Origin of the sequence: Tannerella forsythia (assembly GCF_001006485.1) — a bacterium.
GTDB lineage: Bacteria > Bacteroidota > Bacteroidia > Bacteroidales > Tannerellaceae > Tannerella > Tannerella forsythia.
Window position 1 is genome coordinate 25,833 of the sequence record NZ_JUET01000120.1, and the last position, 26,663, is coordinate 52,495.

The following is a 26,663-nucleotide window of genomic DNA, read 5'->3' on the forward strand; positions in this document are numbered from 1 at the left end:
ATCAATAGATGATTTTTGCTACTTGCCGTACGCTGTCGGAAGCCAGAAACGAGTAGAAATGGATACTCGGTACGCCTCGCTTCATCAGATCGCGACATTGCGCGATACACCATTCTATTCCGACGGCTTTGGCTTCATCGTCGTTTTTACACTGACGGAGGGCTTGGGTTAGCGGTTCGGGAAAAGTGCAATGAAATATCTTCGGGATCACTGTCAGCTGGTCTTTGAAAACGATCGGCTTAATACCCGGAATGATGGGGACGGTTACTCCTTCGGCACGCATCTGTGCGACGAAAGAGTCATATTTGTCGTTGTCGAAGAACATTTGTGTGACCAGATATTCGGCTCCGTTTTCCACTTTCATTTTGGCGTATCGGATGTCCGACTCCATCGACGGGGCTTCTTCGTGTATCTCGGGATAACAGGCCATCCCGTATGAGAACAGAGTTTCGATGTCTTCGATAGCAGAGCCGTCGAGTGCGATGCCTCGGTTGAAGTCATTCACCTGATGTTGCAGATCAGTTGCATGATCGTGACACCGTTTCGGATCCTTCGTCAGATCGAGCCGTTTGATGTCGCCGCGCAGCAACAGCAGGTTGTTCACACCGAGGAAATTCAGGTCGATCAGGCCGTATTCCGTTTCGTCTTTCGTAAAGCCTTTGCATACGAGGTGCGGCACGGCCGTGATCCCGTATTTGTTCTGAATAGCCGAGGCAATAGCTACCGATCCGGGACGTTTACGGAGGTTGACCGTCCGGATAGACCCGTCCGGCTCTACTCTCTGAATCACTTCGCTGTGATGAGAGGTGATGTTAATGTATTTCGGCTCAAATTCCCTCAGTTTATCGATGACCTGATATACGCTTTGGATACTGTTACCTTTCAGCGGCGGAAGAATCTCGAATGAGAAGGCTGTACGTTGGCTGTTTTTTATTAAATCAATGACTGTCTCCATAATGTTATTAAAATTAAAACGGGGTCTTCGATTCTTTTCATCGGCGTCCCTGCTCCGTTTCTTTTTTTTGAGTGCAAATTTAGCCAAAAAGCGCGATATTCCGTATCGACAAGCTAAAAAGTATCCTCCTTATACCTCCGGTTCATTCGGGAGGGAGTCGGTTTTCCGATAATCTTTGCAAGTATGTTTCTTATCTCTTATCCCCTCTTTCAGTTGGCAGCCGGTACATTTATCGCAAGGCGACACATTGCTGCCGGATAAGATTTTATACAATTTCCATCCGGCTATTCCGAAGGCTACGATGCCGATGAGGATGACTGCGATTTCTTGCCACATGATGTATTAAGTTAAGAGATACCGGCCGGACTGTTCGAGGTGTCTGAACATCTTCCGGCGTCGGAAGTGAAACAACAGGGCGGCGATGCTCAGCCCGAAAATAAATCCTCCCCACACGCCAACAGCTCCGAGGCCGAATACGAAGCCGAGCAGGTAACTGCACGGGAGATTGATGCAGAGGTAGGCGATAAAGGCATATATCATGACGATTCTGACATCGGTAAGGCCTCGTAAGATTCCGGCGCCGACCGTTTGTAATCCGTCCGATACCTGAAAGATCCCGGCCATGATGAGCAGTTGTCCGCCGATGTCGATCACAGCCGGATCGGACGAAAAGGCGCTTGCTATTTCGTGCCGGAACACGACTAACAGTGCCCCGGCAATGGCATTGTAGACGAGGCAGAGGTGCATGGAAGCATTCCCGGCCATACGTGCCGCGCGCAGGTCACGTACACCGATCTGGTGGCTTACGCGTACGGTGGTGGCCGAACTGATTCCGAGCACGATCATATACGTCAGGTGGGACATGTTTTGGGCAATCTGATGTCCGGCCTGAGGCGTAGCGCCGAGCCATCCGACCATGATGGCCGAGAGAGCGAAAGCCAGCACTTCGAGCAGCATGTGCGCCGCAATGGGAGCGCCTACTTTCACGAGTTCCCACAGGCGTTTCCAATTGAACAGTTTCCACCGGAAGGCGCGAAAACAGTTCCACCACACGTTACGCATCCGCATGGCGATAACAAACAAGAGAGGCATCGTCAGACGCGAGATCAGTGTGGAGATACCGGCCCCCAAGACTCCAAGCTCGGGGAATCCCCATTTTCCGAAGATAAGCAGATAGTTGAGGATAATGTTAATCACGTTTGAAACGATGGTGATGACCATGGCAACCCAAGTGTTTCCCATACCTTCCATGAACTGCTTGATGGCAAAGAAATAAAGAAACGGAATGAGACTGAGCGTAAGGCTATGGAAATAGGGAATGGCACATTCAACGACAGCCTTATCCTGACCCATGTAGGGCATCAGATATGTGCTCCCGTAAAGCAGGCTGCATATAAAAAGAGCCGATAGCGTAGCCAACGTCAGCGAGTTTTGGAAAAGCTCCGTCGTCCGTGCGCGGTTGTTCTGCACATAAGCTATTCCCACCAACGGAGTAAGTCCCATCAACAGGCCGATGGAAAAGATAAATCCGATGATGAAGACGGAGGAGGCGAATGCAATGGAGGCTAAGGGTACCGTTCCGAGTTGTCCGACCATCAACGTGTCGACCAATTGCACGATCGCCCCGCCGAGCTGCGTGAATACAATTGGTAATGCTATTTTGAGGTTGCGCTTATAAAAGGGCAAGTATGTATTTAGCATAATATGTCATCAAAATTTATCTTTTTTGTTTGTTTGAAATTACAAAGGTACATCTTTTGCACAAAGTAGATTGGTTTATCTTTTTCCCTATAGTATTTAAAGAGATAAAAAATGTATGCTTTATTAAAAAACATGTTATATAACATAGTGTGTTATGTTTGTATTTTAAAAATATAATGATAATTTTGCATATTCAATAATTGTATATGCCGTATTTTATAAATAGTATGATAATATCGATGGGGTTTGTTAGTGTTCTTAATGTATTGTTGGGTATATACACTGCTTTATATTAAAATATATTTAAGAAAATTTTATTATGAGCTTTCGAGAGATGCTGTGAATGAGTCTTTTGACTCTTTCGGGGGGGATAATTAAGTATATGTTTAATATTAGTTGTAGCCATGTAGTAGAGCGATTAAGCGATTTAAAAAAGCATGAAGCACGATACTACCTTGTTATATTAATTCTTTAATGCATTACCACTTATTGAATTATCGAAACACATTGTATAACAAAAAAACAGACGAAAATGGAAAAGGAAAAACATGTATGGACGAAGGGGTTGTTTGCATTCTTTTTGTGTATATCGGCCTTGTCGCTGTCAGCGCAGACGATTACAGTGCGTGGAATAGTTACTGATCGTAATAACGAACCGCTTATTGGAGTGACTATCAGGGTTGAAGGATATGAAAATCAAGGTACGGTGACGGATATGGACGGAAAATACATGCTTGTAGGTGTCCGTAACCACGCAAGCTTGGTATTCAGCTATGTCGGGATGAGGACACAGACCGTCGAAGTAAGAGGGCGTACGGTCATTGATGTTATTCTTCAGTCAAGCGAAGAATTGTTGGACGAGGTTGTCGTTGTGGGGTACGGAACGCAGAAACAGGGGCAAGTCGTAAGTTCTCTTTCGACCATTAAAGGAAGACAATTGGAAGTTCCCAGCCGGAGTTTGACGACAACATTGGCCGGACGAATATCAGGACTTTTAGCGATGCAGCGTTCAGGGGAACCCGGATACGATAATGCCGAAATATGGATTCGGGGGATTAGTTCGTTTGCCGGAGGCACGGGGGCTTTGGTTCTTGTTGATGGAGTACCGAGGAACATCAACGATATCAGTCCCGAAGAAATAGAATCGTTTACCATCTTGAAAGATGCTTCTGCAACGGCTGTATACGGTGCCGAAGGTGCCAATGGGGTGATTCTGATCAATTCCAAACGCGGTATTTCACAAAAAACAAGTATTGATGTGAGAGCCGATTATTTTGTAAATCAACCTACCCGGATCGTTCGGTTTGCCAATTCGGCCGATTGGACAAGGCTTTATAACGAAGCCCAATGGAATACGGCAGGAAATCCTGCACGGTCTTTTTGGGGACAACCGGGAAATTTCACTCCGTTGTATTCGGACGAAATTATTCGAAATTACGAAACGGGTATCGACCCTGACCTCTATCCCTGTACCGACTGGATGGATTTGCTTAAATCCGCAGCACATAATCAGCGTTTGGCATTGAACTTTCGCGGAGGAGGTGAGAAACTGCGTTTTTTTGTGGCTACGTCCTATTTCAATGAAGAAGGGTTGTTCAAATCTAATCCGATTGATGCAACGGAGTTTCAACGTACGCCTCAATATGAAGTTAATATTGGGCTTAAGAGATATAATCTCCGTACGAATGTTGATATGGATATCACTGCCGGGACAAAACTGAGAGTAGATTTGTCGGGACAATATCTTACGACCAATTATCCGGGCACGGGAACGAAAACGATTTTCAACACGATGATGAAAAGTGCTCCTCATCTGATACCGATGATTTATTCGAACGGATATCCGTCGAGATACAGTGCCACGGGAGGTTTTGAAAATCCTTATACGCTTCTTAATTTCAAGGGATATGCCAGAGAGTACAGGGTGGGGCTTCAAACTAATGTCGGACTCCATCAGGATTTGAACTTTATTACGGATGGACTTTATTTTAAAGCGAATGTCAGTTTTGATGCCGATTTTAATTCCGTTATCCGAAGAGACCGAAAACCCAACGAATACTATCAAGATGGCAGAAATGAAAAAGGAGAACTCCTGTTGAAAAAGGTCGTTAACGGACAAACTACTTCTACCGAAGCTCATGGCGGAGGGTTCGGGTCCGGGAACAAACGCATCTATCTCGAAGCTTCTCTGAACTATCAGAAGGAGATAGACGATCATACTCTTTCGGGACTCTTGCTTTACATGCAGAAAGAGAGTCAACTCCAAAACAATCCGTACTTGTATAAGAAACAGAGTGTTGTAGGACGTGTTAGTTATGCATATAAAAATAAGTATTTTACAGACATCAGTTTTGGGTTTACAGGTAGCGAAAACTTCGCTCCGAATCATCGTTTCGGTTTTTTTCCGGCCATCGGAATCGGATATACACTTACGAACGAGGCTCTTGTGGGTGACTGGCTGAAACGTAATAAGATTTCCAATCTTAAAATCCGTCTGTCTTATGGACGTACAGGCAATGATCAGGTTTCTAATACCCGTTTTCCTTATAAAGAGAGTTTGACTTGGTCGAGCGAAAAGATATTTCTTGGTATTTCTTCGGCTGGTGGAACCAATCAATCCGAAAACCTGATTTATGAAAAACGGGCGTTCAATCCCAACATACGCTGGGAAATAGAAGATAAACGGAATATCGGGATCGATGTGGGGTTATTCGATAACAGCCTTGTTATCCATGCTGATTATTTCAACAATCTCCGCAAAGACATCTTGATACAGCGAAATACGGTAAGCGATGTATCGGGGCTTATAGAGAATCCTTTTCAAAACTATGGGAGAGTGGCTAATCACGGATTCGATGCAAGCCTTAATGTCTCTGAAAAAATTGGGAAATTTGAGATTGGCGCTATAGGAACATATACATTCGCCCGGAATAAAATCCTTGAAATGGACGAAGTGCCGAGAGCACACGAATATCAGCGGATGACCGGAGCGAGAATCGGTCAGGTAGATGCATGGATAGCTGAGAGGCTCTATACGGACAATGACTTTGATATCGTCACCGATCCGGCAACGGGGGTAAATACTTATACACTGAAAAAAGGAATTCCGGTATCCAAGTACGGTGCTGTTTATCCCGGTAATATCAAATATAAAGATATGAATGATGATGGTGTGATTGACGAATATGATTGGGTAAGAACTCCGGAAGGTACTTATCCGAGGCGCCCCGAAATTACCTACGGCTTCGGGCTTTCATTCGGATATGGGGGCCTCTATGTCAGCTCGTTTTTTCAGGGAGTGGCTAACGTAAGCGTATACTTAGCTCCTGGTGAAATGCTTCCTTTTCTTGGTTCTCAGCCTCTTACAACATCGGTAAAAGATTTTGCCCTTGACCGTTGGACCAGTGAGAACCCGAGGCAAGATGTGGTTCTACCTCGTCTGATGTTGGATAATGTCAATGCGAATGACAACCGTCGGAGTACATGGTGGTTGCGAGACGGAAGTTTTTTGCGCTTTAAAAACCTGGAAATCGGGTATCGTTTCTCACCGAAGGTCTTACAGGCACTTCGCATGAAAGCGCTTCGCGTATATTTTCTCGCTCAGAACCTTCACGTATGGGATAAGATCAAATATTGGGACCCGGAGATGGGCAACTCGTCGGATGGAATGGGTTATCCTTTGCAACGTTCGTTTAATTTCGGTATAGATGTCACATTTTAACAATTGAAAAAAAATGAAAAATAAAATATTATGCAGCCTCACGGCTCTCGTTATCTTCATTATCGTACTGTCGGTCGCTTCTTGCTCCGATTATTTAAATGTTCAGGATGATTTCTCCGCCTCTGATTCCAAAGCATTCGTATTGACACAGAATCCTGCACAGGTCAGGCGTTTTCAACGGTATATATACAAGGCAATGCCGAACTACAGTGTTTACAGCCGGAGCGCTCCCGGTGGATTAGATAATCCATGGGAGGCGCTTTCTGACAATATGACGACCAACCTCAACGGTCCACTGAAAGATATGCCCCTTACAGGATATACCTCTTCAAATGGAAATTTCCATCGTTGGAAGGAGCTATATAAAGTGATCAGGCAGGCAACCATCTTTATTGATTCCGTCCGCCCTATCGGTCGGTTGGGTGAAGCTGATTTTCTGAATGAGGATGAAATAGAATTACTTAAAGGGGAGGCCTATTTTTTCAGGGCTTATTCTCATTATCTCCTGTTCGAATTATACGGGCCTGTTCCAGTGGTACTCACCGAAGCGGATCCTGCAGATCCGGACGCTGATTACGAAAGGAATTCGGTGGATGAAGTGGTCGATGCCATAGAAAAGGACCTTGACCTTGCCTTGGAAAGGCTGGAGGAAAACAGGCAATCGACGAATTATCCCAGCGGTTTTCAGGAAGATCGTTTAGCTATTCCTTCCAAAGGCGTAGCACTGGCACTCAGAGCTAAGTTGCGTACACTTGTCGCATCTCCTCTTTATAACGGAGGTTATGAAGAAGCGTTGGGACTTGAAAATAAAGACGGAAAAAAACTTTTTCCTCTTTACGACCCGAAGAAATGGATAAAAGCCAGAGAATCTCTCGAAGCTTTATTCGAATATGCAGGTAAAGGGAATTACGAACTGTATAGAAGTACCTCCGATGATCCTCATTTGAATGTCTATGAACTTTTTCAACGTTACAATAAGGAAATAATTTGGGCCAGTCCGTATGAAGATTGGAACCATGTGGAATCGGCGCAAACTCCGAGGGATATCATGGTCACCGGTGGGAACAGCAATTGGGGATATATGGGCGTAACGCAGGAAATGATAGATGCTTTCTTTATGAGCAATGGGCTGAAAATAAATGATTCTGGGTCTGGTTATGTTGAAACGGGCATTTCGGATGTACTGAATCCGGCAACACGTTTTATAAAAGGAGGTAAAATAATTATGCTTACGGATAAAAATATCTCGAACATGTATGCAAACCGCGAACCACGATTTTACGCAGCCGTTACTTATCAGGGAAAAAGCTGGCATGATGTGGTTTCGAACAAAACGCTGCAAGGGAATGATGCTGCAACATCGAAAGCTACATTGGTATATTTTTCGAAAGATAAGAAATCTTCTACCAAGCCGTTACCTGGATACGGAGGCATTGCAAGCAGCAATGCGGAGACCGGAAACTATCCCAATACAGGGGCTTTGGTGTATAAATTCAATAACCGTACGGTACATCCTACACTGCCTGGAGCACTCCGTAAAGTATATCGCCCTTCGATTATTTTCAGATTGGGTGACTTCTATCTGCTTTATGCGGAGGTGCTTAACGAAATCGACCCGAACGATCCGAAAATTGTTGAATATTTGGATCAGATCAGAACGCGGGCCGGTATTCCGGGGTATGCAGAACTTCAGAAATCGGGAGCGAAAACTGGCGTTATCGGAAATCAGGAAATGATGCGTCAGGCTATCCGTGATGAGAGGCGTGTCGAACTTTTCGGAGAAGGACAACGATATTTCGATGTCCGCAGATGGATGATTGCCGATAAACCTGAGGGGCGGCAAGGAGGTGCTTTTCATGGGATGAACATGGAAGGTTTCGAATCCGACGGATCATTTTATAAAAAAACGGAATATGTCAATCTTCCGCGTATTTTCGAAAGAAAGATGTATTTGTATCCGATACCGTACGGTCAAATACGGATTAGTAATAAGTTAGTTCAAAATCCGGGATGGGAGAAGTAATTGTAAAACCTTATCTTGACGAATCTTCGGGACGGGATTGCAGAAAAGTGTAAGTCGAAGGAGGGGGCGAAACGGTATCGCAATCTTCATAGATCATTCGGACGAGTTGTTCGGCTTGGTAACGGTTTGAATAGGTGGGGAACAACAATTGTTTGCGTCGTTCGATTTCGGAGGTGGTGAAAGGCTGCTTCATCAGTCGTCGGCAAGTGGCAATCATTTGCTCCGGTGTCTCGGCGATGTGACATAACTCATCCAACCCGCTGCCGGCGAGCATCGGCGGATTAACGACGACGTGGCGTCCGGCAAAGAGGCTGTTCAGCAGTTTCAGCTTCAGCCCGGTGTCCTGAAAAGTCACGAGCAGATGGATGTGTGCTTCGCCGATGAGCCGGTCGATCCGTTCTGCTGCGGGGTTGGCTTCGACGGAGATGTTCGGATAGCGTGCCGCTTCTTTCAGCAGCCTTTTCGAAGGATTCATTCCGGCAATGATGCAGCGGAACGGCGAGAGCTTGCCAAACACGTTACGGATCAGGTAGAGCGCTGCCGTTTCATTCTCCTTGACCGACAATTTCGCATGGTAGAGGAGTATGCCGGACTGTCCTTCTTTCGAGGTGATGGCGTTGTAGGCGTGAAAGCACGGCATAAATTCGACGTGATTCTTCGGGAAGGTCTTCCGCAGATACGTACAGTCTTTCATCGATACGGCCAGCATGATTTGGGCGTCCTCGACCTTCTGCTCGAATCGCCGGAATCGCTCGGCTTCGACATGGTAAAACAATTTCTTCAACGGATGATGCTCGGCCTGCCCGATGGCATGGTAATAATCGTGCTCGATGTTGCATCCGCGAAAGATCTTGATACGGCCTGCCAGTTCGGGATCGGTCAGGTAGTAACAGGTGTGCAGTCCTTCGAACAGAATGGGGTAGTCGTCTTTCCGCAGATTCCGGAGCAAACGTTCATCTTTACGGCTGTACACGTTGTACGGCAGCAACGATATATTCGTCTGCCATCCCGTCCGCCGACGGTAATAATGCACCTCCTTGCAGATTGCTTCCAACTCGGCTGCGTGCGGCCGCTCATACTCGAAGCAGTGCAGGATGATTTTGACTCCGCACTCGTGCAGGGCTTTGACCTTGTAATAAATATCGATGACTCCTCCATAGTTGGCCGGCCACGGAATATTGAGTGCGACGACATGTAACGTTTTATTCATGATGCGGTGCGATTTGTTCAAAAATACGGATGAATTGGAGCGCCTGCGTCTCGCGTGAGAACGATTGCACTTCTTTGCGGTCGACGTCGATCGACGTTGTTTTCTCCGTTTGCCATTGGAGGTAATACCGCCGGATAAACGCGTACACCTCATCTTCGTTGTGTGCCGAAAGGCCGGCCCTCGTTCGTCTGATAACCTCTTCGAGGCATCCCTCGTCGCCCCGCACACAAAGTATCGGTTTCTCGACGGCCAGCGCTTCGAAAAATTTCGTGGTCATGATGCCTTTCGGACCGTTTTTGTCCGCCTTGTTCGTCAGCAGCAGCAACATCGAACTTTCGTTGAGGATGGCGGGGATACGTGCGGCCGGCACATAACCGGGATAATCCATATAGTCGGCGATTGGATACATTTTGACTTCTTGTTGAAGCTGTTGCTTCGACTGCGGATCGATGAACCAGCGGATACGGAACGTCTCAGGGGTGATGATTCCTTCGCGCGAAAGCCGTGCGACAGCCTTGAAAAGCAGTTCCGGATTACGCATGGAAGAACTGAGCAGGCGTCCGGTATAGGTGATGCGAAATTCCGGGGTGCGGATGGTGACAGGTGCAAACAACTCCGGATCGAATCCGTTACAGATAAGTTGCGTGTTCGGGTTCAGACGTTGCAGTACGGAGACGTGCCAAGGGGAGACGGTGGTGACACAGTCGGCCCGGCGCAGCACCTTATTTCGCTGCCGGAGGCTATGGCTGCGGAACAGCCGGGCGATAAGTTTCTCTGCTCCGAACAGCTTGGGGAGCGGATGAGCGATATATTCGTAGTTGCTGTATTGCTCGATGATGTCGCGCAGATCGACGACGAACGGCAGGCGATACTTCCGGGCGATTTTTCGTGCGGCCGGCAGCGGGAAGCTCCGGTAGGTACTGCAAAGCAACACGTCGTAGCGTTGTTGTTCGAGTTTTTTCTCCGCCTCCTGCGCCATACGCCGGTTCTTGTACCCGAAAAACAATTCCAGCAGCAGGACTTTCAACCATTCCACACGACTTCCTGAACGGTGGTAGCGAATGAAAGAGACGTCGGTATCGCCTTTCAGAAAAGCGAAGGTCTCGTCGGGAAGATACTCCGACACCACGGTCGGATGCCACCCGTTTTGTTTCAGATACTTGCACAGGTAGCCCATGCGTGGCCCGAAGGCCGGCGGAAACTGATCGCAAAGTATCAGCACGTGCTTCATGAGCAAAGCGCCTTGATGATTTTCTCGGCAGCGTGCCCGTCGCCGTATTCTTCAATCTCCCTGCGTTCGGACTCGATATGCAGACTCTGGATGATTTTTCCGGTTTTGTAGCCGGCCAGCCGGTTCCACCCGGCCTCGATCGTCTCCGTCCATTCCGTTTCTTCTCTCAGCGTGATGCACGGCGTGCGATGGAAGTAAGCCTCTTTCTGTACGCCGCCCGAATCGGTCAGAATCGTTGCCGCTTCTTTTTCGAGCATGACCATATCGATGTAATCGACCGGATCGATGATTCTTACCGCCGGGTGAGAAGCGAGCGTTTCGCGCAGACGATACGTGTCGAGATACAGCTCTGTTCGGGGATGCAACGGCCAGATAACAGGCTTGTCGGGCGTCGCTATTTCGATCAGGGCATGAACGATCTGCGTCAGTCGATCCTTGTCGTCCGTATTCTCGGCGCGATGTACCGTGCAGAGGTAGAACGAACGACGGTTCAGTTGCAGTGTCGACATGATCGCAGACTGTTCTTCAGCTACCTTGCCGAAGGTCAGGGCGGCATCGTACATCACGTCGCCGGAATGAAAGACATTGCGCGTGATACCTTCGTCGTGAAGGTTACGGATGGCGGCGTATGTCGGGCAGAACAAGTGATCGGCTATATGATCGGTCAGCACGCGGTTGATTTCTTCGGGCATTTTCCGGTTGAAGCTGCGCAGCCCGGCTTCCACATGTGCGACCGGGATATGCAGTTGTGTAGCTGCCAGCGCGCCGGAGAGGGTGGAGTTGGTATCGCCGTAGACGAGTACTTGGTCGGGCATGCTTTCGAGCAAAGCTTTTTCGATTTCGACAAGCATCTGCGCCGTCATCTTCGCATGACTGCCGATGCCTCCGCAGTGCAGCTTCCATGTGGGCTGCGGTATTCCCAGCCGGTTAAAGAAAATTTCGCTCATGTTCCGGTCATAGTGCTGCCCCGTATGCAGAATCTTCTCTTCGATACGTTCGCCTTCCGAATGGCGATTATGTTCGATAATCGCCCTGCTGATCATGGCCGCTTTGATAAAATGCGGACGTGCTCCGATAATGGTTACTATTTTCATATACGTTCGATATTACGTTGTTACATGGTGAGCCAATATAAGATTTTGCTGTATAGATTTTTCAAGTATCCGCAACGCAGCGTCGCGGAGGTATTGTGCCAGAGAAGCGTCAGTTCTCCGTTCATTCTCCGGGTCGTACCGGCCAGGTGCATGCAGTAGCGAAGCGCCTGTCCTTCGTCCAGATTCATATATTTCGGTTCGCTCAGCGTGCTGTCCATGACCGTAAGCGGATGGAGGGTGAGCGAGGGAGAGAGTCGTCGGGTGGCGGGGTTGATGTATCGCACGGCGCGACTTGTACCCAACCGGAAGCCGGCCATGTCGGCATATCCCATGGTATAATCGTCCGTCAGGCCGGACGCTTCGAGCGCTTCCATATCTTCCGGTTCGCGTGAGGTCAGGAAGTGATGACGGTTTTGCGTGATCGCGAAGCCGGATGCCTTCTCAAGGGTCTGCTTCTCCGAGAGAATAAAACCGGGCTGTCGGCCAGCCTCGTAGCTGGTGTGCAGGCCAATGATTGCTTCATATTCGCGGCATAGCTTGAGCAGCTGTTGCATGTCTTTGCCGTTAAGGTCGTAATGCGGCTTGTCTCTGGCATCGCTTCCTCCCGCCCGGAAAAACACGATGGATTGACAGTGCTCCTCGCCGAAGATTTTCCGCATGTTTTCTCCCTGTTTCAGCATCCACGGGAAGGTGTAAAAAGGATCGTCTTCGAGCTTGCCGTATTTCCATCGCAAAGCGTGGTATATGTTTCCTTTCAACGTTTCCCGTGCCACATGCTTCCACGTGCGACAGCGAAACGGAGCGTCCACGTCGTGCGTCAGATGGATCCGGCGGAACGCTTCGGGCGGTTCGGGTGCGTTGCATCCGGCTTGTCGCAGCCACTTCCGCAGCAGGCTGCCGTACTCGTCGACCACGGCCCGGTCGATGAATCTGCCGCGGGCGGGCAAAGACTCTTTTCCGGGGAATCGTCCGTGCTTGTCACGGCAGTCTTTCCGCATCCATTCTTCATAACGGCTTATCAGGAAGAAAGCGCTCGCGATGAAATCGGCACGGGTAACGAGGGTGTCTCCTACACGTGTGACGTCGGGCGATCCGAACAGCAGCGGGATGTTTTCGATGGTCGGCAGAGGCAGACGGGGCAGGGTAGAAGCCGTTCCGTAAACCTCCTCGTTGAAGAATCCCGACGGAACGATCACGAGCTTATAGTTTGCGTAGTCGCGAGGATCGGAGGTATAGCCGACAAGCCGGTATACGTCTTCCGTCAGGTGATCGCCTAACAGGAACCGGACGATGTATGCTTCGATATCCGTCATCTCGTTTGCGCCCATTTGATTTTGATCCTGTCTATCCAACTCCGTTTTCCCCGACATATTGTGAAGTAGGGTGTCTGGATGGCGCCAAATTCTCTGAAAAACCGTTCCACGCCCCGGAGCATAGACCCTTCGAAATCGAAAGTATCCGTATATTGTGCGGTATGCTGAATGGCTTCCCAAAGCACCAAACCGTGTGCGCCCGAATGACGGAGCAGCGGGTCGCCTCCTCCCGCAATGTAGTATGCGGAGCTTTTCTGCCATACGATAAAGGCGGCGGCATGGAGCTGTCCGTCGTTGTCATATCCTCCGAAAATCTCGCCTTGCCCGCGTTGGCGACAGACTTCAATCAGTCTTTTCAGTACATTCGGGTCTTGCCGGTTCACCGTGCCCTGACGCTCGAATGTCTTTTGTTGAATCGTAAGGAAGGCTTCCGTCGGAATACCCGTCTTGACCGTGATGCCGTGATGCTCTTTCGCCTTGACGAGGTTACGGCGGATATTCCGGCTCATCCGACTCAGGAGTTGATCGGCCTCACCGATGTTTTTCAGGAGATAGGTGTAGCGTGTCGTTTGTGTGTAGCCCTCCCAATAGAACGGTAGCCAGTCCGTGATTTCATAACTGAAATTCTGGAGAAAGGAACGATAGGCTTTCAGTTGTTCCGTCAGTTGCGAAGCCAGCGCCTGACGGTATCCCAGTGCGGTGGTGTATTTGGTGTCGTGAGAGAGCGGGGCGAACCACGGCCCCAAGGCCTGCGTGTAGCAGGGCATCGAGACCACGCCGCCGGTTGGAATATATAGCGGCATGGTGGCGACGACGCGCCCTTTCTCTTCGATGACCAGAACGTCCCATCGCTTTTCGCCACATACCGCATCCAACCACCAGTCGCGCGAGAAAACCGGGAGGCTTTCTTCTGTCCGGCATAATGTACGATAAGTTTCTTTGCGGGACATCTTACCCTTTCAGCTTCTCAAATATCTGCTGTTCGAGTTCGTCTGCCAGCTCGGGATTGTCGATGATGCACTGCTTGGCGGCGTCGCGTCCCTGAGCCAGCTTCGTATCTCCGTAGCTGAACCATGAGCCGCTTTTCTTGACAATATTCAGCGTGCTTCCCAAATCGATGATCTCGCCGGCGCGCGAAATACCTTCGCCGAACATGATGTCGAACTCTGCTTTCCGGAATGGCGGCGCCACTTTGTTTTTCACCACCTTGACGCGTACCTGTGTACCTTTCACGTCATCTCCGTCCTTGAGCGTACTGATACGACGGATGTCGATACGTACCGAAGCATAGAACTTCAGGGCGTTACCTCCGGTTGTCGTTTCGGGGTTCCCGAACATCACGCCGATTTTTTCACGCAGCTGGTTGATGAAGATACATGACGTTTTTGTTTTGCTGATGGCAGCTGTCAGTTTACGCAGGGCTTGCGACATGAGCCGGGCTTGCAGCCCCATTTTGCTGTCGCCCATTTCGCCTTCGATTTCGGCTTTCGGCGTCAACGCGGCAACCGAGTCGATCACAATGATGTCGACGGCGGCCGAGCGGATCAGTTGTTCCGCGATTTCAAGCGCCTGCTCGCCGCTGTCGGGCTGCGAAACGAGCAGGTTGTCGATGTCGACACCGAGTTTTTGCGCGTAGAACCGGTCGAAGGCATGCTCCGCATCGATGAAAGCCGCAATGCCACCCATCTTCTGAGCCTCGGCAATCGCATGAATGGCCAGCGTCGTCTTACCCGACGACTCCGGTCCGTAAATCTCGACTACGCGTCCGCGCGGATAACCTCCCACCCCAAGGGCGGCGTTCAGTCCGATCGAGCCGGTAGGAATGACTTCGATATTTTCGATGTGGTCGTTTCCCAGCGTCATGATCGCTCCTTTGCCATAGCTCTTCTCAATCTTCTCCATGGCCGCCTGCAAGGCTTTCAGTTTGTCTGTGTTGACGGCTGCCTCTTCTTTCTTTTCTTTTGCCATAACGATTTATTTCTTGCTGTTTTATAGAGTTGGTTACTTTTCGTTCAGGATTTGCTGCGCATGATTTTTCGTATCGACTTTTTCGATGACTTTTTCGATTACCCCGTTTTCATCGATCAGAAACGTATGGCGCAAGGTTCCCATATAGGTGCGTCCATACATCTTCTTTTCTGCCCAAACACCGAACTGCTGTTGCAGGGTCGTATCCGTATCGGCAATCAGCCGGAAGGGCAGGTTTTGCTTTTCGATGAATCCGCGATGTGATTTGGCACTGTCTTTGCTCACCCCAATGATTTCGTAGCCGGCTTTTTTCAGCTCGTCATATCCGTCGCGTAAGCTGCATGCCTCTGCCGTGCAGCCGCTCGTGTTGTCTTTGGGATAGAAATACAATGCGATTTTACGTCCTTTGTAATCGCTTACTTTCACTTCTTTTCCATCCTGATCCAATCCCAAAAGGTCAGGCACTTTATCTCCTGTTTGTATAGCCATATCTTACTTTTATGTGTTCATTTAACTTGTGCGATCAATTTGTTTTCACTTTTATCCCGTTATAGTACAGTTTACAGCTCCAGATCGCCATCGAAGATCTCATACCACGGAAGTCCCTGCTCGTTCAGCTCTTTCATGAACGGATCGGGATCGAATTCCTCGACGTTCCACACCCCCGGTTTCTTCCACAGTCCTTTGAAGAACATCTTCGAGCCGATCATCGCCGGTACGCCCGTGGTGTAGCTTACGCCTTGCGCACCCGTTTCCTTGTATGCCTGCTCGTGGCTGCAATTATTATAAATGTAATAGGTGCGTTCTTTGCCGTCTTTGATTCCGCGGATACGGCAACCGATCGAGGTCTCACCCGTATAGTTCTCTCCCAGTTCGCCGGGATCGGGCAATACGGCTTTCAGGAACTGAATCGGTACGATCTCTACTCCGTTGTACAATACGGGCTTGATGCTCGTCATGCCGATATTTTGCATCACGCGCAGGTGGGTCAGGTATTCCTGTCCGAACGTCATCCAGAAACGGGCGCGTTGGAGTGTCGGAAAATTCTTCGTCAGGCTCTCCAACTCCTCGTGATACATCAGGTACGATTCGCGCGGACCGATATTCGGGTAGTGAATGGGCTGATGTACCGACAGCGGATCGGTTTCGTGCCATGCTCCGTTTTCGAAATATTTGCCTCTCTGGGTGATCTCGCGGATGTTGATTTCCGGATTGAAGTTGGTGGCGAAAGCCTTGTGATGATCGCCGGCATTGCAGTCTACGATGTCGAGGTAATGCAACTCATCGAAATGATGTTTGGCGGCATAGGCGGTAAATACTCCGGTTACGCCCGGATCGAATCCGCATCCGAGAATGGCCGTCAGACCGGCCTTTTCGAAGCGGTCTTTATATGCCCATTGCCAGCTGTATTCATACTTCGCCTCATCGAGCGGTTCATAGTTGGCCGTATCCAGATAGCTGACGCCGTATTTCAGGCAGGCATCCATGATGTGCAAATCCTGATACGGCAGAGCCAGATTAACGACTAATTCCGGTTTGAAGTCTTCGAACAGACGAACCAGCTCATCTACCTTATTGGCATCTACCTGTGCCGTAAGCACGTTCATGTTTTTAATGTCCGACGCGATCTTGTCGCACTTGCTTTTTGTACGGCTCGCAAGCATAATATCCGTAAACACGTCGGCGTTCATCGCCATTTTCTTTACTGCCACGGTACTTACCCCGCCGGCACCGATAACCAAAGTTCTGCCCATAGTTTATTTTGTATATGAAATAAAAGAATGTTGTCTCAACGACAAATATACGGCTTTTTTCGTTGATGAATATATTCCGTCATTTTTTTGTAGAAAAGTGAAAAATCCATTCCTGTTTTCTTCCTTTTATGCGATTTGTGGACTATCTTTGCCCTCAATTCATTAAGAGAAAAATGAAAACGACGAATAAACTATATCTATCGCTACTTCTGTTGCCGTGTATCGTAACCCTTTCGGCACAAAACAGCTACCAAAAGGCAACCGAGATGCAGAAAAAAGAGATTACGGACAACATCAGACGCGTCGCGCGTGAAATAAAGACGCTCAAAGCAGATTTTACGCAGGTCAAAGAGCTCTCTTTTATGAAAGATCAGGTCACATCGGAAGGTAAAATGCTTTATAAGCCTGACGATAAGATCCGTTGGGAATATACGCGGCCTTATGCTTACGTCTTTGCCATGGATGGGGATAATGTGCGTATGACATCGGGCGGAAAAACGAACAAAATCCCGGTGAAAGGGAGTAAACTCTTTACCGAAATCAGCCGGGTGATGATAGGAGGTGTCAGCGGCGCCGGGCTGATCGATTCGCCGGATTTTACGACACAGTTTATGGTCGGTAAAAGCGACTGTAAAATTATGCTGACGCCACGAAAGAAAGAAGTGAAAGACTTATTCTCGTCGATACAGCTCTACGTAGACCGTTCGGACAGCCGTATCCGTCGTGTGGAACTGATCGAGAAAAGCGGCGACAAGACAATCATCACGCTAAAGAACATACAACTCAACACGCCTGTCGATGATTCGGTATTTGCTCATTAGTCTGTCGCTTCTGCTGGCCGGATGCGCTACCGTGCCGGCGCTACGATGTCCGGCCGATGCCCAACCTTCCGACGCTCCCGTCTGGACGCCCGCGCGACGTTCGGAAACGGAACGAAACACGTACCGGGTCGTGCTGCGGACACGGAAAAACGAACTGTCGGGCCTTTGTATCCTTCGGAAAAACGGCGATACATGGCGCGGCACGCTGATGAACGAATTCGGCTTTAAAGCGTTCGATTTTTGGACAACAAACAGCCGGTGCGAGTTGCAGGATGTGCAGTCGATGCTCGATAAATGGTATATCCGTCGCACTATCGCGTCGGATCTGCATTTCCTGATCGAGTGCGATCATCCGCAAGCGCCCTTTGCCGGCAAAATCGTACGATACGAACAAAATAACATGCTTGTGGTGAGCCATGGGAAAAAAGAATTGATCGTTTTACCGGACGGCACGCTGCGACTCGTCAACCGACGGCATCATCTGACGTATGAACTGCGGAAATTAACGGAAACGAAGACGGATAATACGATACAATATGCTGAATAATACATTTTACACCATCCGTAAGCGTACCGATACGGAAGGAGGCGTCGACTACCGTGTGTCGCTCAACGCCTCGCACGTCATTTACGAGGCTCACTTTCCCGGCAATCCCGTTACGCCCGGCGTATGCATCATTCAGATAGTCAAAGAACTCGTTGAAGCATACTGCGACACGACGTTTCTTCTCCGAACGATAAAGAATGTCAAATTCATGAAAGTCATCGACCCGCGAATCGTCGGCGAGCTCACCTTCGCGCTCAACGTAACGACGCAGGACGACGGGATGACCGTCGTTTCGGGCATCGTCGGCGAAGGCGACACCATTTTCTCAAAAATAAACCTGATATTCGAAGAGGTAAAATGATGCCGGACTGCGATACGGACATACGACCGGGAACGGAAGCATTATCCGTCTGCATAATCATCCCGACATACAACAATGCCAAGACATTGCGCGAAGTATTGGAGGAGGCGTTGCAACAAATCCTTCCGGTGATTGTCGTAAACGACGGTTCGACCGACGAAACGGCCGCTGTTCTGAAAGATTTCGCCGGTCGCGTCGAAATAATTTCGTATCAACCGAACAGAGGCAAGGGGCACGCGCTCAAAAACGGATTCGACCACGCCGAAAAACTCGGCTATTCCTGTGCCATCACGATGGACTCGGACGGACAGCACGTCGCGACCGACATCGCGCGTTTTACGGATACCCTGAACCGCTATCCCGACGCGCTGATCATCGGCCAACGCATCGTCGAGGGAAATATGCCTCCCAAAAACTCGTTCGCCAACAAGTTCTCGAACTTCTGGTTCGCCGTACAGACCGCCCGACGCCTGCGCGATACGCAAAACGGCTTCCGTCTCTATCCGCTGCGTGCCATGAAGGGGATGCGACCCTTCTCGTCGCGCTACGAGGCCGAGCTGGAACTGCTTGTACGCTGCCGATGGAAAGGCATACGCATCGTTTCCGTGCCCACACGCGTCTATTACGCGCCCGAAGAGGAGCGGGTGACGCATTTCCGGCCGGGAAGGGATTTTCTGCGCATCAGCATCCTTAATACCCTCCTCGTGATCGCCGCGATTGTCTACGGATACCCTTCCATGCTCTATCATTACCTCTTTAAACGCAGTCCGAAACCATGACAAGATTCTTTCTTTCCGTCTACGATTATTTTTCATCGCGCAAAAGTTTGCTTTTTACTCTTCTGCTCGTGCTGATCGCGGTCTTTCTGGGATTGGCTTCGCAGGTGCGTTTTACGGAAGATATCTCGCGGTTTCTGCCTGCGGATAAAACGAACGAACGTATCAACCGAGCCTACCGTTACGTCACCTCTTCAAACAAAATCACGATTTACTGCGCCGCGACGGATTCGACCGACCGCGAACAGCAGATGCGAGCCGTCGATGCGTTCGTCGAACGGCTGCAAACAGCCACCGACACCACCCAAGTGAAGCATATCCTCTACAAAATAGACCCGGCTGAGATGATGTCCGTCGCCCTGTTCATCGTAGAGAACATGCCTTATTACCTTGACGACGATGATTATCGCCGGATGGATACGCTCGTAACACGCGAGGCATTAGCACGGCAATTAGAGATTGATCGAAACATCCTGACCTCGTCGGCCGGCATGATGGTGCGTCAGCATCTCCTCGCAGACCCTCTCCAACTGACCGCGAACCTCATGAGTAAGCTCCGTGACTTTCAGGCCGGCGGACGATTCGACCTGTATCAGGATTATATCTTCTCGGACGATGGGCAAGCGCTGATCGTCGTAGACTGCGCCATCCCCGCCAGCGAAACATCGGCCAACAAGTATTTCCTCAAAACGCTGAATGCTTGCATGAGGGAAACGGAGAAAGCCTTCGACGGAATCTCGTTCCACAGTTTCGGCGCCGCAGAGATCGCCTTGACCAATGCCGGACAAATTCAGCGCGATACGCTCCTCTCAAGCCTCTTCGCCGTAGTAATCGTGCTCGCGCTCCTGATCTTTACTTTTCGCGACGGGCTGAAAATCGGGCTGATCTTCGCTTCCGTCACCTTCGGCGGGCTGTTTGCTCTCGGACTGATGCACCTTATCCGGGGCGAAGTCTCCATTATCGCCGTCGGCATCAGCTCCATCATGTTCGGTATAGCCATCAATTATCCGCTGCATTTCATCGGCCATCACGGAAGTGTGCCCAACTCGCGGTTCGTGATCAAAGACATTATCCAACCACTCACGATCGGTAACATCACGACCGTAGGCGCTTTCATGAGTCTTATATTCATCGGCTCGGATGCAATGTGCGATCTCGGCTGGTTCGCGTCCCTGCTGCTTGTCGGTACAATTCTGTTTGTGTTGCTGTTTTTGCCTCATCTGTTATCTCATCGCGGTCGGAAGCCGGCATCTTCGCATGCGCCTTTCGGACAATTCGTTGACCGCCCCTTTGAAAAAAATCGCTGGCTTGTCGCGACTATCATCGTCGTTACTGTTTTGCTTGCCTTTTCGGGCGATGAATCGCACTTCGAAGCCGATATGCGAAAAATCAACTACATGACCGATACGCAGCAGCAGGAATACGAGCGGATGAGAGGTTTACTCAACGACCATCATCATGTGCTTTATTACGTGACCGAAGGAGATACTCCCGAGGCTGCACTGACGGCAAACGAAGAGAGCTTGGCAGGATTACAGGAGCTGCTGACCGCAGGAGAGATATCGAAAATCGGTGGCATCGGCCATTTTTTACCTTCGCCCGTGCGACAAACCGCACAGGTGAAGCGTTGGAACGATTTCTGGGAGCGACATCGCGACAGCGTCCGGACTTATCTCGCCGAAGAGGGAGAAAAACTCGGTTTTCGTGCCGACGCATTCCATCTCTTCGAGGAAATAATCGGTCGCACGTGGGAAAAAACGGCATTGTTGCACTTCGATCCGATCAAAGAAACGTTGGCGCGAAACTACGTTCTCGAAAATGACGGTAAAACGATGATCGTAAACCTACTTTACCTCGATGCGGACAAAGCGCGGTCGGTCGAAGAAAAACTGAACGGACAGAAAAACGCGTCGTTGTCCATCGCTTTCGATGCCGGCTCGATCACTCGCCGTATGATCGCCTCGCTTTCTGATAATTTTAACTATGTTCTCTATATCTGCGGACTGATTGTCTTCGTCTTTCTCCTCTTTTCGCTGGGACGCCTCGAACTGACGCTTATCGCCTTCACGCCATTGGCGCTGAGCTGGGTGTGGATTCTCGGACTGATGGGTTTATTCGATATCAAATTTAATATTGTCAATATCATTTTGGCTACATTCATTTTCGGGCAAGGAGATGACTATACGATTTTCATGACGGAAGGACTGATGTATGAATATACGTACCGGCGCAAAACGTTATCGTCGTACAAGAACAGTATTGCCCTTTCGGCCGCGATTATGTTCGTCGGGATGGGGATGCTGATCTTTGCCAAACACCCGGCATTGCATTCGCTGGGTGAAGTAACCGTAGTCGGGATGCTCTCGGTCGTAGTGATGGCATACGTTTTTCCGCCGTTCTTGTTCGGGCTCCTGACGATGCGAAAAGGACGCAAGCGTCTGATGCCCGTAACGCTGAAGAACCTGCTCAGTACGGCATACGCCTTCCTCGTTTTCCTTGTCGCCAGTCCTTTTATCACGCTGGCGGGGTGGGGAATGGCAACCTTCGGACGCACGACGGAAAAGAAGAAGATGGCGTACCATCGGTTGCTGCATCGCATCGCCCGTTTTGTGATTTATCGCATTCCGCAAGTGAAAACAACGTTTAGCAACTTGTCCGGTGAAACGTTCGAGCGCCCGGGAGTGATTATCTGTAACCACCAATCACACCTTGATCTGATGTGTATCATGATGCTCACGCCCAAACTCATTATTCTGACGAACGATTGGGTGTGGAACTCGCCGTTTTACGGACGATTGATCCGATATGCCGACTTTTATCCCGTCTCGAACGGTATCGAACAGATGATCGACCGTTTGCGCGACGCCGTAGACCGCGGTTATTCCATCGTGATCTTCCCCGAAGGCACACGATCGGCCGATTGCTCTATCCTCCGCTTTCATCGCGGAGCATTCTACCTCGCCGAGCAGTTGCAAATAGATATCATTCCGGTGATGATTCACGGCGTGGGGCATGTATTGCCCAAGCAGGAGTTTATGCTTCGCAAAGGAGAGATACGGATTCAGGTCATGCCCCGCATAACCCCCGACGATGCCCGGTTCAGCCCTAACTACTCCCAGCGAGCGAAAGAAGTACGCCAATTTTACCGACGCGAATATGAGGCAGTCTGCCGTAAATACGAAACACCGGATTATTACGCCGATCTGGTGAAGCATAACTATATCTATAAAGGCCCCGCGGTAGAGCGTGAGGTGTGTGCCAACCTGCGAAAACACCATAATTACGTCGCAGAGATCGCCGCCCTGCCCGACGAAGGTGAAGTGACGATCGAAAATACGGGCTACGGAGAATTTGCTCTCTTACTGGCTTTAGTAAAAAAGAAACTTCAAATCATTGCCGTAGAACCTGATGACGATAAACGCGAACTGGCTGAAAATTGCGCTTCCGTGCCTCCGAATTTGCGGTATGTGGCTCCGACTCATGAGCATTGCAGATAAACCGGCAAAAGATTCCTTCACCCGTAACCCATCGAGAATATGGTGTGATTATCTGTTCAGAAGTGGATTGTTTCTCAAAAATATCCTTTGTCATATCTACTGCCTTTTCTTCCGCTTCCGGCGTGAGCGGCGCCAATCTCGTCTTCTTCCTGTTCCGGCAAAAGAGAGGCCATATAGGCGAGACGGACTTCTCCGTATTTGTTCAACGAAGCGGATAACGCTTCCAACGGAGTCTCTGCCGTCCGGAGCGCCGTTTGGCTGAAAGCCGTCGGATGGTCGAAGATGTCGGCTTTGATATACTGCCTATCCCAGCTTCGCTCCAAGAAGAAAATGTCGGAGCTTCCGGTATCCATACGCAGGAGTTCGGCATTTTCACAGGCATTGAGATGTCCGTAAGCACCGACGAAACGGTCATTATGGGCGAACACATGTGTACTCGTATGGACAAGGTATTGGCAGTCAATTTCGATCCATTCGGTGCCTGTGCCTGTTGCAATGGGTCGCCTTGTACAGCTCCCGTTATAGACTGGACCCATGTAACGGATAAGATTCGTCTGGGAGGAAATCTGCTTCTGCTCGAAAATAGTGAGTTACTCTGTTCGCTGGGTGGTCGGATCAGGATTTTCTACACATTGGCGGCCGCCTCGGCTGCCTGCGGTGCCTCACGCGAAGAAGAACGCAGCTTCTGGAGTAAGGCTATCGATTTCGGTAAAGGCTTGGGCAAAGGCCTTTGGAAAGGGCTCAAAGGTACAGTTACAGGCGTTATTGATCTGGGAATTTGGGCAGGCAAGCACTCGCTCCCGTACATGTTACTCGACCCGGCCGGCTTTGCTGACCAGCTGAAGCAAGACGGCGAGACATTGAAATCTCTTGGCAATCTGGCCGGTAAGGCGGGAACTTGGATGTATCGTAATTCTGCCGTAAATTTGCTGGCCAACCCTCAGGACTATCTGGCAGCACAACAGGAGAACAGGGCCATGTTGGAAACCCTTGCCGACAAAGCTGCCAATATGAGTGCGGAGGAATGGGGTGATTTTGCCGGGCAGGTGCTATTCGAGGTGGGAACGGAGGTTGCCACCGCAGGAGGAGCCGCAGCTCTCACAGCCGTAAAAGCTGCCGACAAGGTGGTAGATGTAGCCAAGGCTGCCAATCGGGTCGATGATGTATTGGATGCAGCCAAAGCTTTGGATAAGCTGGATGATGCAGCTGATATAGCTAAGGCCGCCGACAAATTGGATGATGCAGCAGATGCTGCTAAAGCTTTGGACAAAGCAAAGGTGCCGAAATTGGAGATGCCCGTGAAAAGCAAAAATCTATTTCGGAAACCAAATTTTGACGATTTTGTCAGAAGTATTGATGATAGCTTCCCTTCTGATGAAATTGCCCGAAAAGCCTTTAATTTATTCGAAAACGATGAATGGGGAAAATTAGAGGAATTATTTAAGCAATATAACATAAATGGAGGGTGGCCTCCTAATAGAGGGTTCGCTTCTAGTAGGACAATAACATTATCTCCTGGATTTGAATTTGACAGATATGGTGGTCGCATAAATAGAAAAACAGGAAAGTTTGAGGATGCTGGCAGTTTCATTGCAGATAAAGAGACGCCTTATGGCTATAGATCATTACCTTCCGGCTATGAAGAAAAACCATTAAATTCATATAGAGTAAAAGAACCTATACAAGGTGTTCAACAAGGTGAAGCTATACCTTGGTTTGGACAAGAGGGCGGAGGTATACAATATGAGATTCCTGCTTCTGAGGGTGGAATCGACGGATTATTAAATAGTGGAAAAATTGAGCGAAGATGAGACTTTTAGAATTCAAAAGAACAAAATTGTTCGATGGCATTGAGGATGGACTATTCGATAAAGATTTTCAATTAAATATAGAGGGGAAATCTGTGTTATTTATTGTGGATGACATTACTCCACATAAATTAATAGACTGTCCGGTCAAACAAGATGTAATAAATAAATTGCATCTGGAATCAGATGGCATATCCAATATTGTGACAAAAGAGCAGCGATTACAGGTTTATTACTTAAATGAAGATGATTTGTTGATTATCTTTTCAATGGGTGAATATCAACCAGGAAGATACATGCTTTTCCTGGAAGGAGTCTTTCTTAAACTGAACTTATTTCCAACTTAAATAACTCCTCTGGATTACCTTGTAGAACTCTTGGAATTCTCTGGGCAAAGTATTTCTATTTTCCAAGGGGCTTTAACTAATTCAGGATTGAAATATAAATAGCTAAGGAGTATTTTATTATGTTACATACTCCAACTGTTTTTGTAAAGAAATTTCTCCGTTTCACTCATTTGCCCAAAGGGGATGGCCAATTTCGATCCATTCGGTGCCTGTGCCTGTTGCAATGGGTCGCCTTGTACAGCTCCCGTTATAGACTGGACCCATGTAACGGATAAGATTCGTCTGGGAGGAAATCTGCTTCTGCTCGAAAATAGTGAGTTACTCTGTTCGCTGGGTGGTCGGATCAGGATTTTCTACACATTGGCGGCCGCCTCGGCTGCCTGCGGTGCCTCACGCGAAGAAGAACGCAGCTTCTGGAGTAAGGCTATCGATTTCGGTAAAGGCTTGGGCAAAGGCCTTTGGAAAGGGCTCAAAGGTACAGTTACAGGCGTTATTGATCTGGGAATTTGGGCAGGCAAGCACTCGCTCCCGTACATGTTACTCGACCCGGCCGGCTTTGCTGACCAGCTGAAGCAAGACGGCGAGACATTGAAATCTCTTGGCAATCTGGCCGGTAAGGCGGGGACTTGGATGTATCGTAATTCTGCCGTAAATTTGCTGGCCAACCCTCAGGACTTTCTGGCAGCACAACAGGAGAACAGGGCCATGTTGGAAACCCTTGCCGACAAGGCCGCCAATATGAGTGCGGAGGAATGGGGTGATTTTGCCGGGCAGGTGCTATTCGAGGTGGGCACAGAGGTTGCCACCGCAGGAGGGGCCGCAGCTCTCACAGCCGTAAAAGTTGCCGACAAGGTTGTGGATGTAGCCAAAATAGCAAACAAGGCGGATGATTTTATTGATGCAGCCAAAGCGTTGGATAAGCTGGATGATGCAGCTGATATAGCTAAGGCCGCCGACAAATTGGATGATGCAGCAGATGCTGCTAAAGCTTTGGATAAAGCAAAGGTGCCGAAATTGGAACCTCCAGTGAAAAATATAGACGAATTTCTTTTCGACTATAAAAAATATCGCTTACGTGAGGGTGAAAAATTAGGGGACTTTGGCGAAACTATTGCAAAGGATTATTATCGTTCTTTAGGGTATGATGAGTTTTATGCGGTGCAAAATAAATCTGGCAATGGTGTAGATATTGTAGCCAGAAACTCCCAAACGGGAGATATGGTAAAGGCAGAAGTCAAAACGACCCAACAAGATAAGCTCTGGAATGGTGGTAAAACAAAGGAAATACCGCTAAGCAAGGATCAGAGACAGATGGGAGGTGAGCATTATACCAATGACAGATTAAATAGAGCTGCAAATGGTGATGATGGGTACACTGATGGCAGAAGTTCTGAACAAGCAGAAATGGCATTAGAGGCGCAAAGAGAAGCAATAAATAATGGCGCTGAAGTTAAGACAGAAAAAATAGATATATATGTGGAGCAGAATGGGACATTACGAGGGGAACCGCAAGTCAGAAAATGGTAAAAAAAGAAT

At 49.0% G+C, this 26,663-nt stretch carries 22 protein-coding genes; 10 read left to right on the plus strand and 12 right to left on the minus strand.

The features are described 5' to 3' along the window. Nucleotide 1: 1 nt before the first annotated feature. The 3 genes from Tanf_RS11555 to Tanf_RS11565 form a co-directional block, all read right to left on the minus strand. Complete coding sequence (locus tag Tanf_RS11555) at nt 2-955, minus strand: methylenetetrahydrofolate reductase (RefSeq protein WP_046825994.1); 954 nt, start codon at nt 953-955, stop codon at nt 2-4. A gap of 129 nt (nt 956-1,084) precedes the next feature. After that, nucleotides 1,085-1,291 carry a hypothetical protein gene (locus Tanf_RS15375; RefSeq protein WP_046825973.1) on the minus strand — a complete coding sequence of 69 codons (207 nt, stop codon included), beginning with the start codon at nt 1,289-1,291 and terminating at the stop codon, nt 1,085-1,087. A gap of 6 nt (nt 1,292-1,297) precedes the next feature. After that, entirely contained in the window at nt 1,298-2,656 is a 1,359-nt protein-coding gene (locus tag Tanf_RS11565) for an MATE family efflux transporter (RefSeq protein WP_046825974.1), read from the minus strand. A gap of 532 nt (nt 2,657-3,188) precedes the next feature. Here Tanf_RS11565 and Tanf_RS11570 point away from each other — a divergent pair. Further along, on the plus strand, nt 3,189-6,377 hold the full coding sequence (locus Tanf_RS11570; RefSeq protein WP_052449101.1) for a SusC/RagA family TonB-linked outer membrane protein: 3,189 nt from the start codon (nt 3,189-3,191) through the stop codon (nt 6,375-6,377). A 13-nt stretch (nt 6,378-6,390) separates the two neighbouring features. Beyond that, the gene (locus tag Tanf_RS11575) at nt 6,391-8,400 is read left to right on the plus strand and encodes a RagB/SusD family nutrient uptake outer membrane protein (RefSeq protein ID WP_014225706.1); all 2,010 of its coding nucleotides are present in this window, start codon (nt 6,391-6,393) and stop codon (nt 8,398-8,400) included. Nucleotides 8,401-8,410: 10 nt separating this feature from the next. On the opposite strand, the gene Tanf_RS11580 is transcribed toward Tanf_RS11575, so the two are convergent. The 8 genes from Tanf_RS11580 to Tanf_RS11615 all read right to left on the minus strand — a co-directional run bounded on the left by Tanf_RS11580 (nt 8,411) and on the right by Tanf_RS11615 (nt 16,970). Continuing rightward, the gene (locus tag Tanf_RS11580) at nt 8,411-9,610 is read right to left on the minus strand and encodes a mannosyltransferase (RefSeq protein ID WP_046825975.1); all 1,200 of its coding nucleotides are present in this window, start codon (nt 9,608-9,610) and stop codon (nt 8,411-8,413) included. Then, a complete protein-coding gene (locus Tanf_RS11585; protein ID WP_046825976.1) occupies nt 9,603-10,841 on the minus strand; it encodes a glycosyltransferase in 1,239 nt (412 codons plus the stop codon). The genes Tanf_RS11580 and Tanf_RS11585 overlap by 8 nt, the downstream gene beginning before the upstream one ends. Beyond that, nucleotides 10,838-11,935, minus strand: a complete 1,098-nt coding sequence (gene wecB / locus Tanf_RS11590) for a non-hydrolyzing UDP-N-acetylglucosamine 2-epimerase (protein WP_046825977.1) — start codon at nt 11,933-11,935, stop codon at nt 10,838-10,840. The genes Tanf_RS11585 and wecB overlap by 4 nt, the downstream gene beginning before the upstream one ends. 20 nt (nt 11,936-11,955) lie before the next feature. Beyond that, entirely contained in the window at nt 11,956-13,248 is a 1,293-nt protein-coding gene (vimE, locus tag Tanf_RS11595) for a UDP-2,3-diacetamido-2,3-dideoxy-alpha-D-glucuronate deacetylase VimE (protein ID WP_046825996.1), read from the minus strand. Then, nucleotides 13,245-14,198 (minus strand): GNAT family N-acetyltransferase, encoded by a 954-nt coding sequence (locus Tanf_RS11600; protein ID WP_046825978.1) that lies wholly within the window; start codon nt 14,196-14,198, stop codon nt 13,245-13,247. Before Tanf_RS11600 ends, vimE begins: the two co-directional genes overlap by 4 nt. 1 nt (nt 14,199) lies before the next feature. Beyond that, nucleotides 14,200-15,216 (minus strand): recombinase RecA, encoded by a 1,017-nt coding sequence (gene recA, locus Tanf_RS11605; RefSeq protein ID WP_046825979.1) that lies wholly within the window; start codon nt 15,214-15,216, stop codon nt 14,200-14,202. 33 nt (nt 15,217-15,249) lie between these two features. After that, nucleotides 15,250-15,705, minus strand: a complete 456-nt coding sequence (gene bcp / locus Tanf_RS11610) for a thioredoxin-dependent thiol peroxidase (RefSeq protein WP_014225713.1) — start codon at nt 15,703-15,705, stop codon at nt 15,250-15,252. 71 nt (nt 15,706-15,776) lie between these two features. Then, on the minus strand, nt 15,777-16,970 hold the full coding sequence (locus tag Tanf_RS11615; protein WP_046825980.1) for a saccharopine dehydrogenase family protein: 1,194 nt from the start codon (nt 16,968-16,970) through the stop codon (nt 15,777-15,779). 173 nt (nt 16,971-17,143) lie between these two features. Between Tanf_RS11615 and lolA2 the strand changes: the two genes are divergently transcribed. Genes lolA2 through Tanf_RS11640 form a run of 5 tightly spaced genes read left to right on the plus strand, consistent with a single transcriptional unit; the run spans nt 17,144 to nt 22,972 of the window. Beyond that, entirely contained in the window at nt 17,144-17,791 is a 648-nt protein-coding gene (lolA2, locus tag Tanf_RS11620; protein ID WP_014225715.1) for a flexirubin biosynthesis/transport protein LolA2, read from the plus strand. After that, nucleotides 17,769-18,338, plus strand: a complete 570-nt coding sequence (locus Tanf_RS13915; RefSeq protein WP_052449102.1) for a hypothetical protein — start codon at nt 17,769-17,771, stop codon at nt 18,336-18,338. The genes lolA2 and Tanf_RS13915 overlap by 23 nt, the downstream gene beginning before the upstream one ends. Beyond that, nucleotides 18,328-18,699 (plus strand): ApeI family dehydratase, encoded by a 372-nt coding sequence (locus tag Tanf_RS11630; protein WP_046825981.1) that lies wholly within the window; start codon nt 18,328-18,330, stop codon nt 18,697-18,699. Before Tanf_RS13915 ends, Tanf_RS11630 begins: the two co-directional genes overlap by 11 nt. After that, nucleotides 18,696-19,478 carry a glycosyltransferase family 2 protein gene (locus tag Tanf_RS11635; RefSeq protein ID WP_046825982.1) on the plus strand — a complete coding sequence of 261 codons (783 nt, stop codon included), beginning with the start codon at nt 18,696-18,698 and terminating at the stop codon, nt 19,476-19,478. Before Tanf_RS11630 ends, Tanf_RS11635 begins: the two co-directional genes overlap by 4 nt. Beyond that, complete coding sequence (locus Tanf_RS11640) at nt 19,475-22,972, plus strand: 1-acyl-sn-glycerol-3-phosphate acyltransferase (RefSeq protein ID WP_046825983.1); 3,498 nt, start codon at nt 19,475-19,477, stop codon at nt 22,970-22,972. The genes Tanf_RS11635 and Tanf_RS11640 overlap by 4 nt, the downstream gene beginning before the upstream one ends. A gap of 74 nt (nt 22,973-23,046) precedes the next feature. Here Tanf_RS11640 and Tanf_RS15380 read toward each other — a convergent pair whose 3' ends face one another. Beyond that, nucleotides 23,047-23,400 carry a winged helix domain-containing protein gene (locus Tanf_RS15380; protein ID WP_046825984.1) on the minus strand — a complete coding sequence of 118 codons (354 nt, stop codon included), beginning with the start codon at nt 23,398-23,400 and terminating at the stop codon, nt 23,047-23,049. On the opposite strand from Tanf_RS15380, the gene Tanf_RS13920 reads away from it, so the two are divergent. From Tanf_RS13920 to Tanf_RS11660, 3 genes are all read left to right on the plus strand, one after another. Continuing rightward, nucleotides 23,401-24,783: a TNT domain-containing protein gene (locus Tanf_RS13920; RefSeq protein ID WP_371706640.1), complete on the plus strand. Its 1,383-nt coding sequence runs from the start codon at nt 23,401-23,403 to the stop codon at nt 24,781-24,783. Continuing rightward, on the plus strand, nt 24,780-25,127 hold the full coding sequence (locus Tanf_RS11655) for a hypothetical protein (protein WP_002674291.1): 348 nt from the start codon (nt 24,780-24,782) through the stop codon (nt 25,125-25,127). Before Tanf_RS13920 ends, Tanf_RS11655 begins: the two co-directional genes overlap by 4 nt. Nucleotides 25,128-25,310: 183 nt before the next feature. Then, nucleotides 25,311-26,654 (plus strand): PAAR-like protein, encoded by a 1,344-nt coding sequence (locus Tanf_RS11660; protein ID WP_046825985.1) that lies wholly within the window; start codon nt 25,311-25,313, stop codon nt 26,652-26,654. Nucleotides 26,655-26,663 lie beyond the last annotated feature (9 nt).

Excerpts from the sequence above, each read along its gene's own strand:
- Tanf_RS11555 (WP_046825994.1), bottom strand. The coding sequence starts at position 955 with ATGGAGACAGTCATTGATTTAATAAAAAACAGCCAACGTACAGCCTTC.
- Tanf_RS15375 (WP_046825973.1), bottom strand. The coding sequence starts at position 1,291 with ATGTGGCAAGAAATCGCAGTCATCCTCATCGGCATCGTAGCCTTCGGA.
- Tanf_RS11565 (WP_046825974.1), bottom strand. The coding sequence starts at position 2,656 with ATGCTAAATACATACTTGCCCTTTTATAAGCGCAACCTCAAAATAGCA.
- Tanf_RS11570 (WP_052449101.1), top strand. The coding sequence starts at position 3,189 with ATGGAAAAGGAAAAACATGTATGGACGAAGGGGTTGTTTGCATTCTTT.
- Tanf_RS11575 (WP_014225706.1), top strand. The coding sequence starts at position 6,391 with ATGAAAAATAAAATATTATGCAGCCTCACGGCTCTCGTTATCTTCATT.
- Tanf_RS11580 (WP_046825975.1), bottom strand. The coding sequence starts at position 9,610 with ATGAATAAAACGTTACATGTCGTCGCACTCAATATTCCGTGGCCGGCC.
- Tanf_RS11585 (WP_046825976.1), bottom strand. The coding sequence starts at position 10,841 with ATGAAGCACGTGCTGATACTTTGCGATCAGTTTCCGCCGGCCTTCGGG.
- wecB (WP_046825977.1), bottom strand. The coding sequence starts at position 11,935 with ATGAAAATAGTAACCATTATCGGAGCACGTCCGCATTTTATCAAAGCG.
- vimE (WP_046825996.1), bottom strand. The coding sequence starts at position 13,248 with ATGACGGATATCGAAGCATACATCGTCCGGTTCCTGTTAGGCGATCAC.
- Tanf_RS11600 (WP_046825978.1), bottom strand. The coding sequence starts at position 14,198 with ATGTCCCGCAAAGAAACTTATCGTACATTATGCCGGACAGAAGAAAGC.
- recA (WP_046825979.1), bottom strand. The coding sequence starts at position 15,216 with ATGGCAAAAGAAAAGAAAGAAGAGGCAGCCGTCAACACAGACAAACTG.
- bcp (WP_014225713.1), bottom strand. The coding sequence starts at position 15,705 with ATGGCTATACAAACAGGAGATAAAGTGCCTGACCTTTTGGGATTGGAT.
- Tanf_RS11615 (WP_046825980.1), bottom strand. The coding sequence starts at position 16,970 with ATGGGCAGAACTTTGGTTATCGGTGCCGGCGGGGTAAGTACCGTGGCA.
- lolA2 (WP_014225715.1), top strand. The coding sequence starts at position 17,144 with ATGAAAACGACGAATAAACTATATCTATCGCTACTTCTGTTGCCGTGT.
- Tanf_RS13915 (WP_052449102.1), top strand. The coding sequence starts at position 17,769 with ATGATTCGGTATTTGCTCATTAGTCTGTCGCTTCTGCTGGCCGGATGC.
- Tanf_RS11630 (WP_046825981.1), top strand. The coding sequence starts at position 18,328 with ATGCTGAATAATACATTTTACACCATCCGTAAGCGTACCGATACGGAA.
- Tanf_RS11635 (WP_046825982.1), top strand. The coding sequence starts at position 18,696 with ATGATGCCGGACTGCGATACGGACATACGACCGGGAACGGAAGCATTA.
- Tanf_RS11640 (WP_046825983.1), top strand. The coding sequence starts at position 19,475 with ATGACAAGATTCTTTCTTTCCGTCTACGATTATTTTTCATCGCGCAAA.
- Tanf_RS13920 (WP_371706640.1), top strand. The coding sequence starts at position 23,401 with ATGTGTACTCGTATGGACAAGGTATTGGCAGTCAATTTCGATCCATTC.
- Tanf_RS11655 (WP_002674291.1), top strand. The coding sequence starts at position 24,780 with ATGAGACTTTTAGAATTCAAAAGAACAAAATTGTTCGATGGCATTGAG.
- Tanf_RS11660 (WP_046825985.1), top strand. The coding sequence starts at position 25,311 with ATGGCCAATTTCGATCCATTCGGTGCCTGTGCCTGTTGCAATGGGTCG.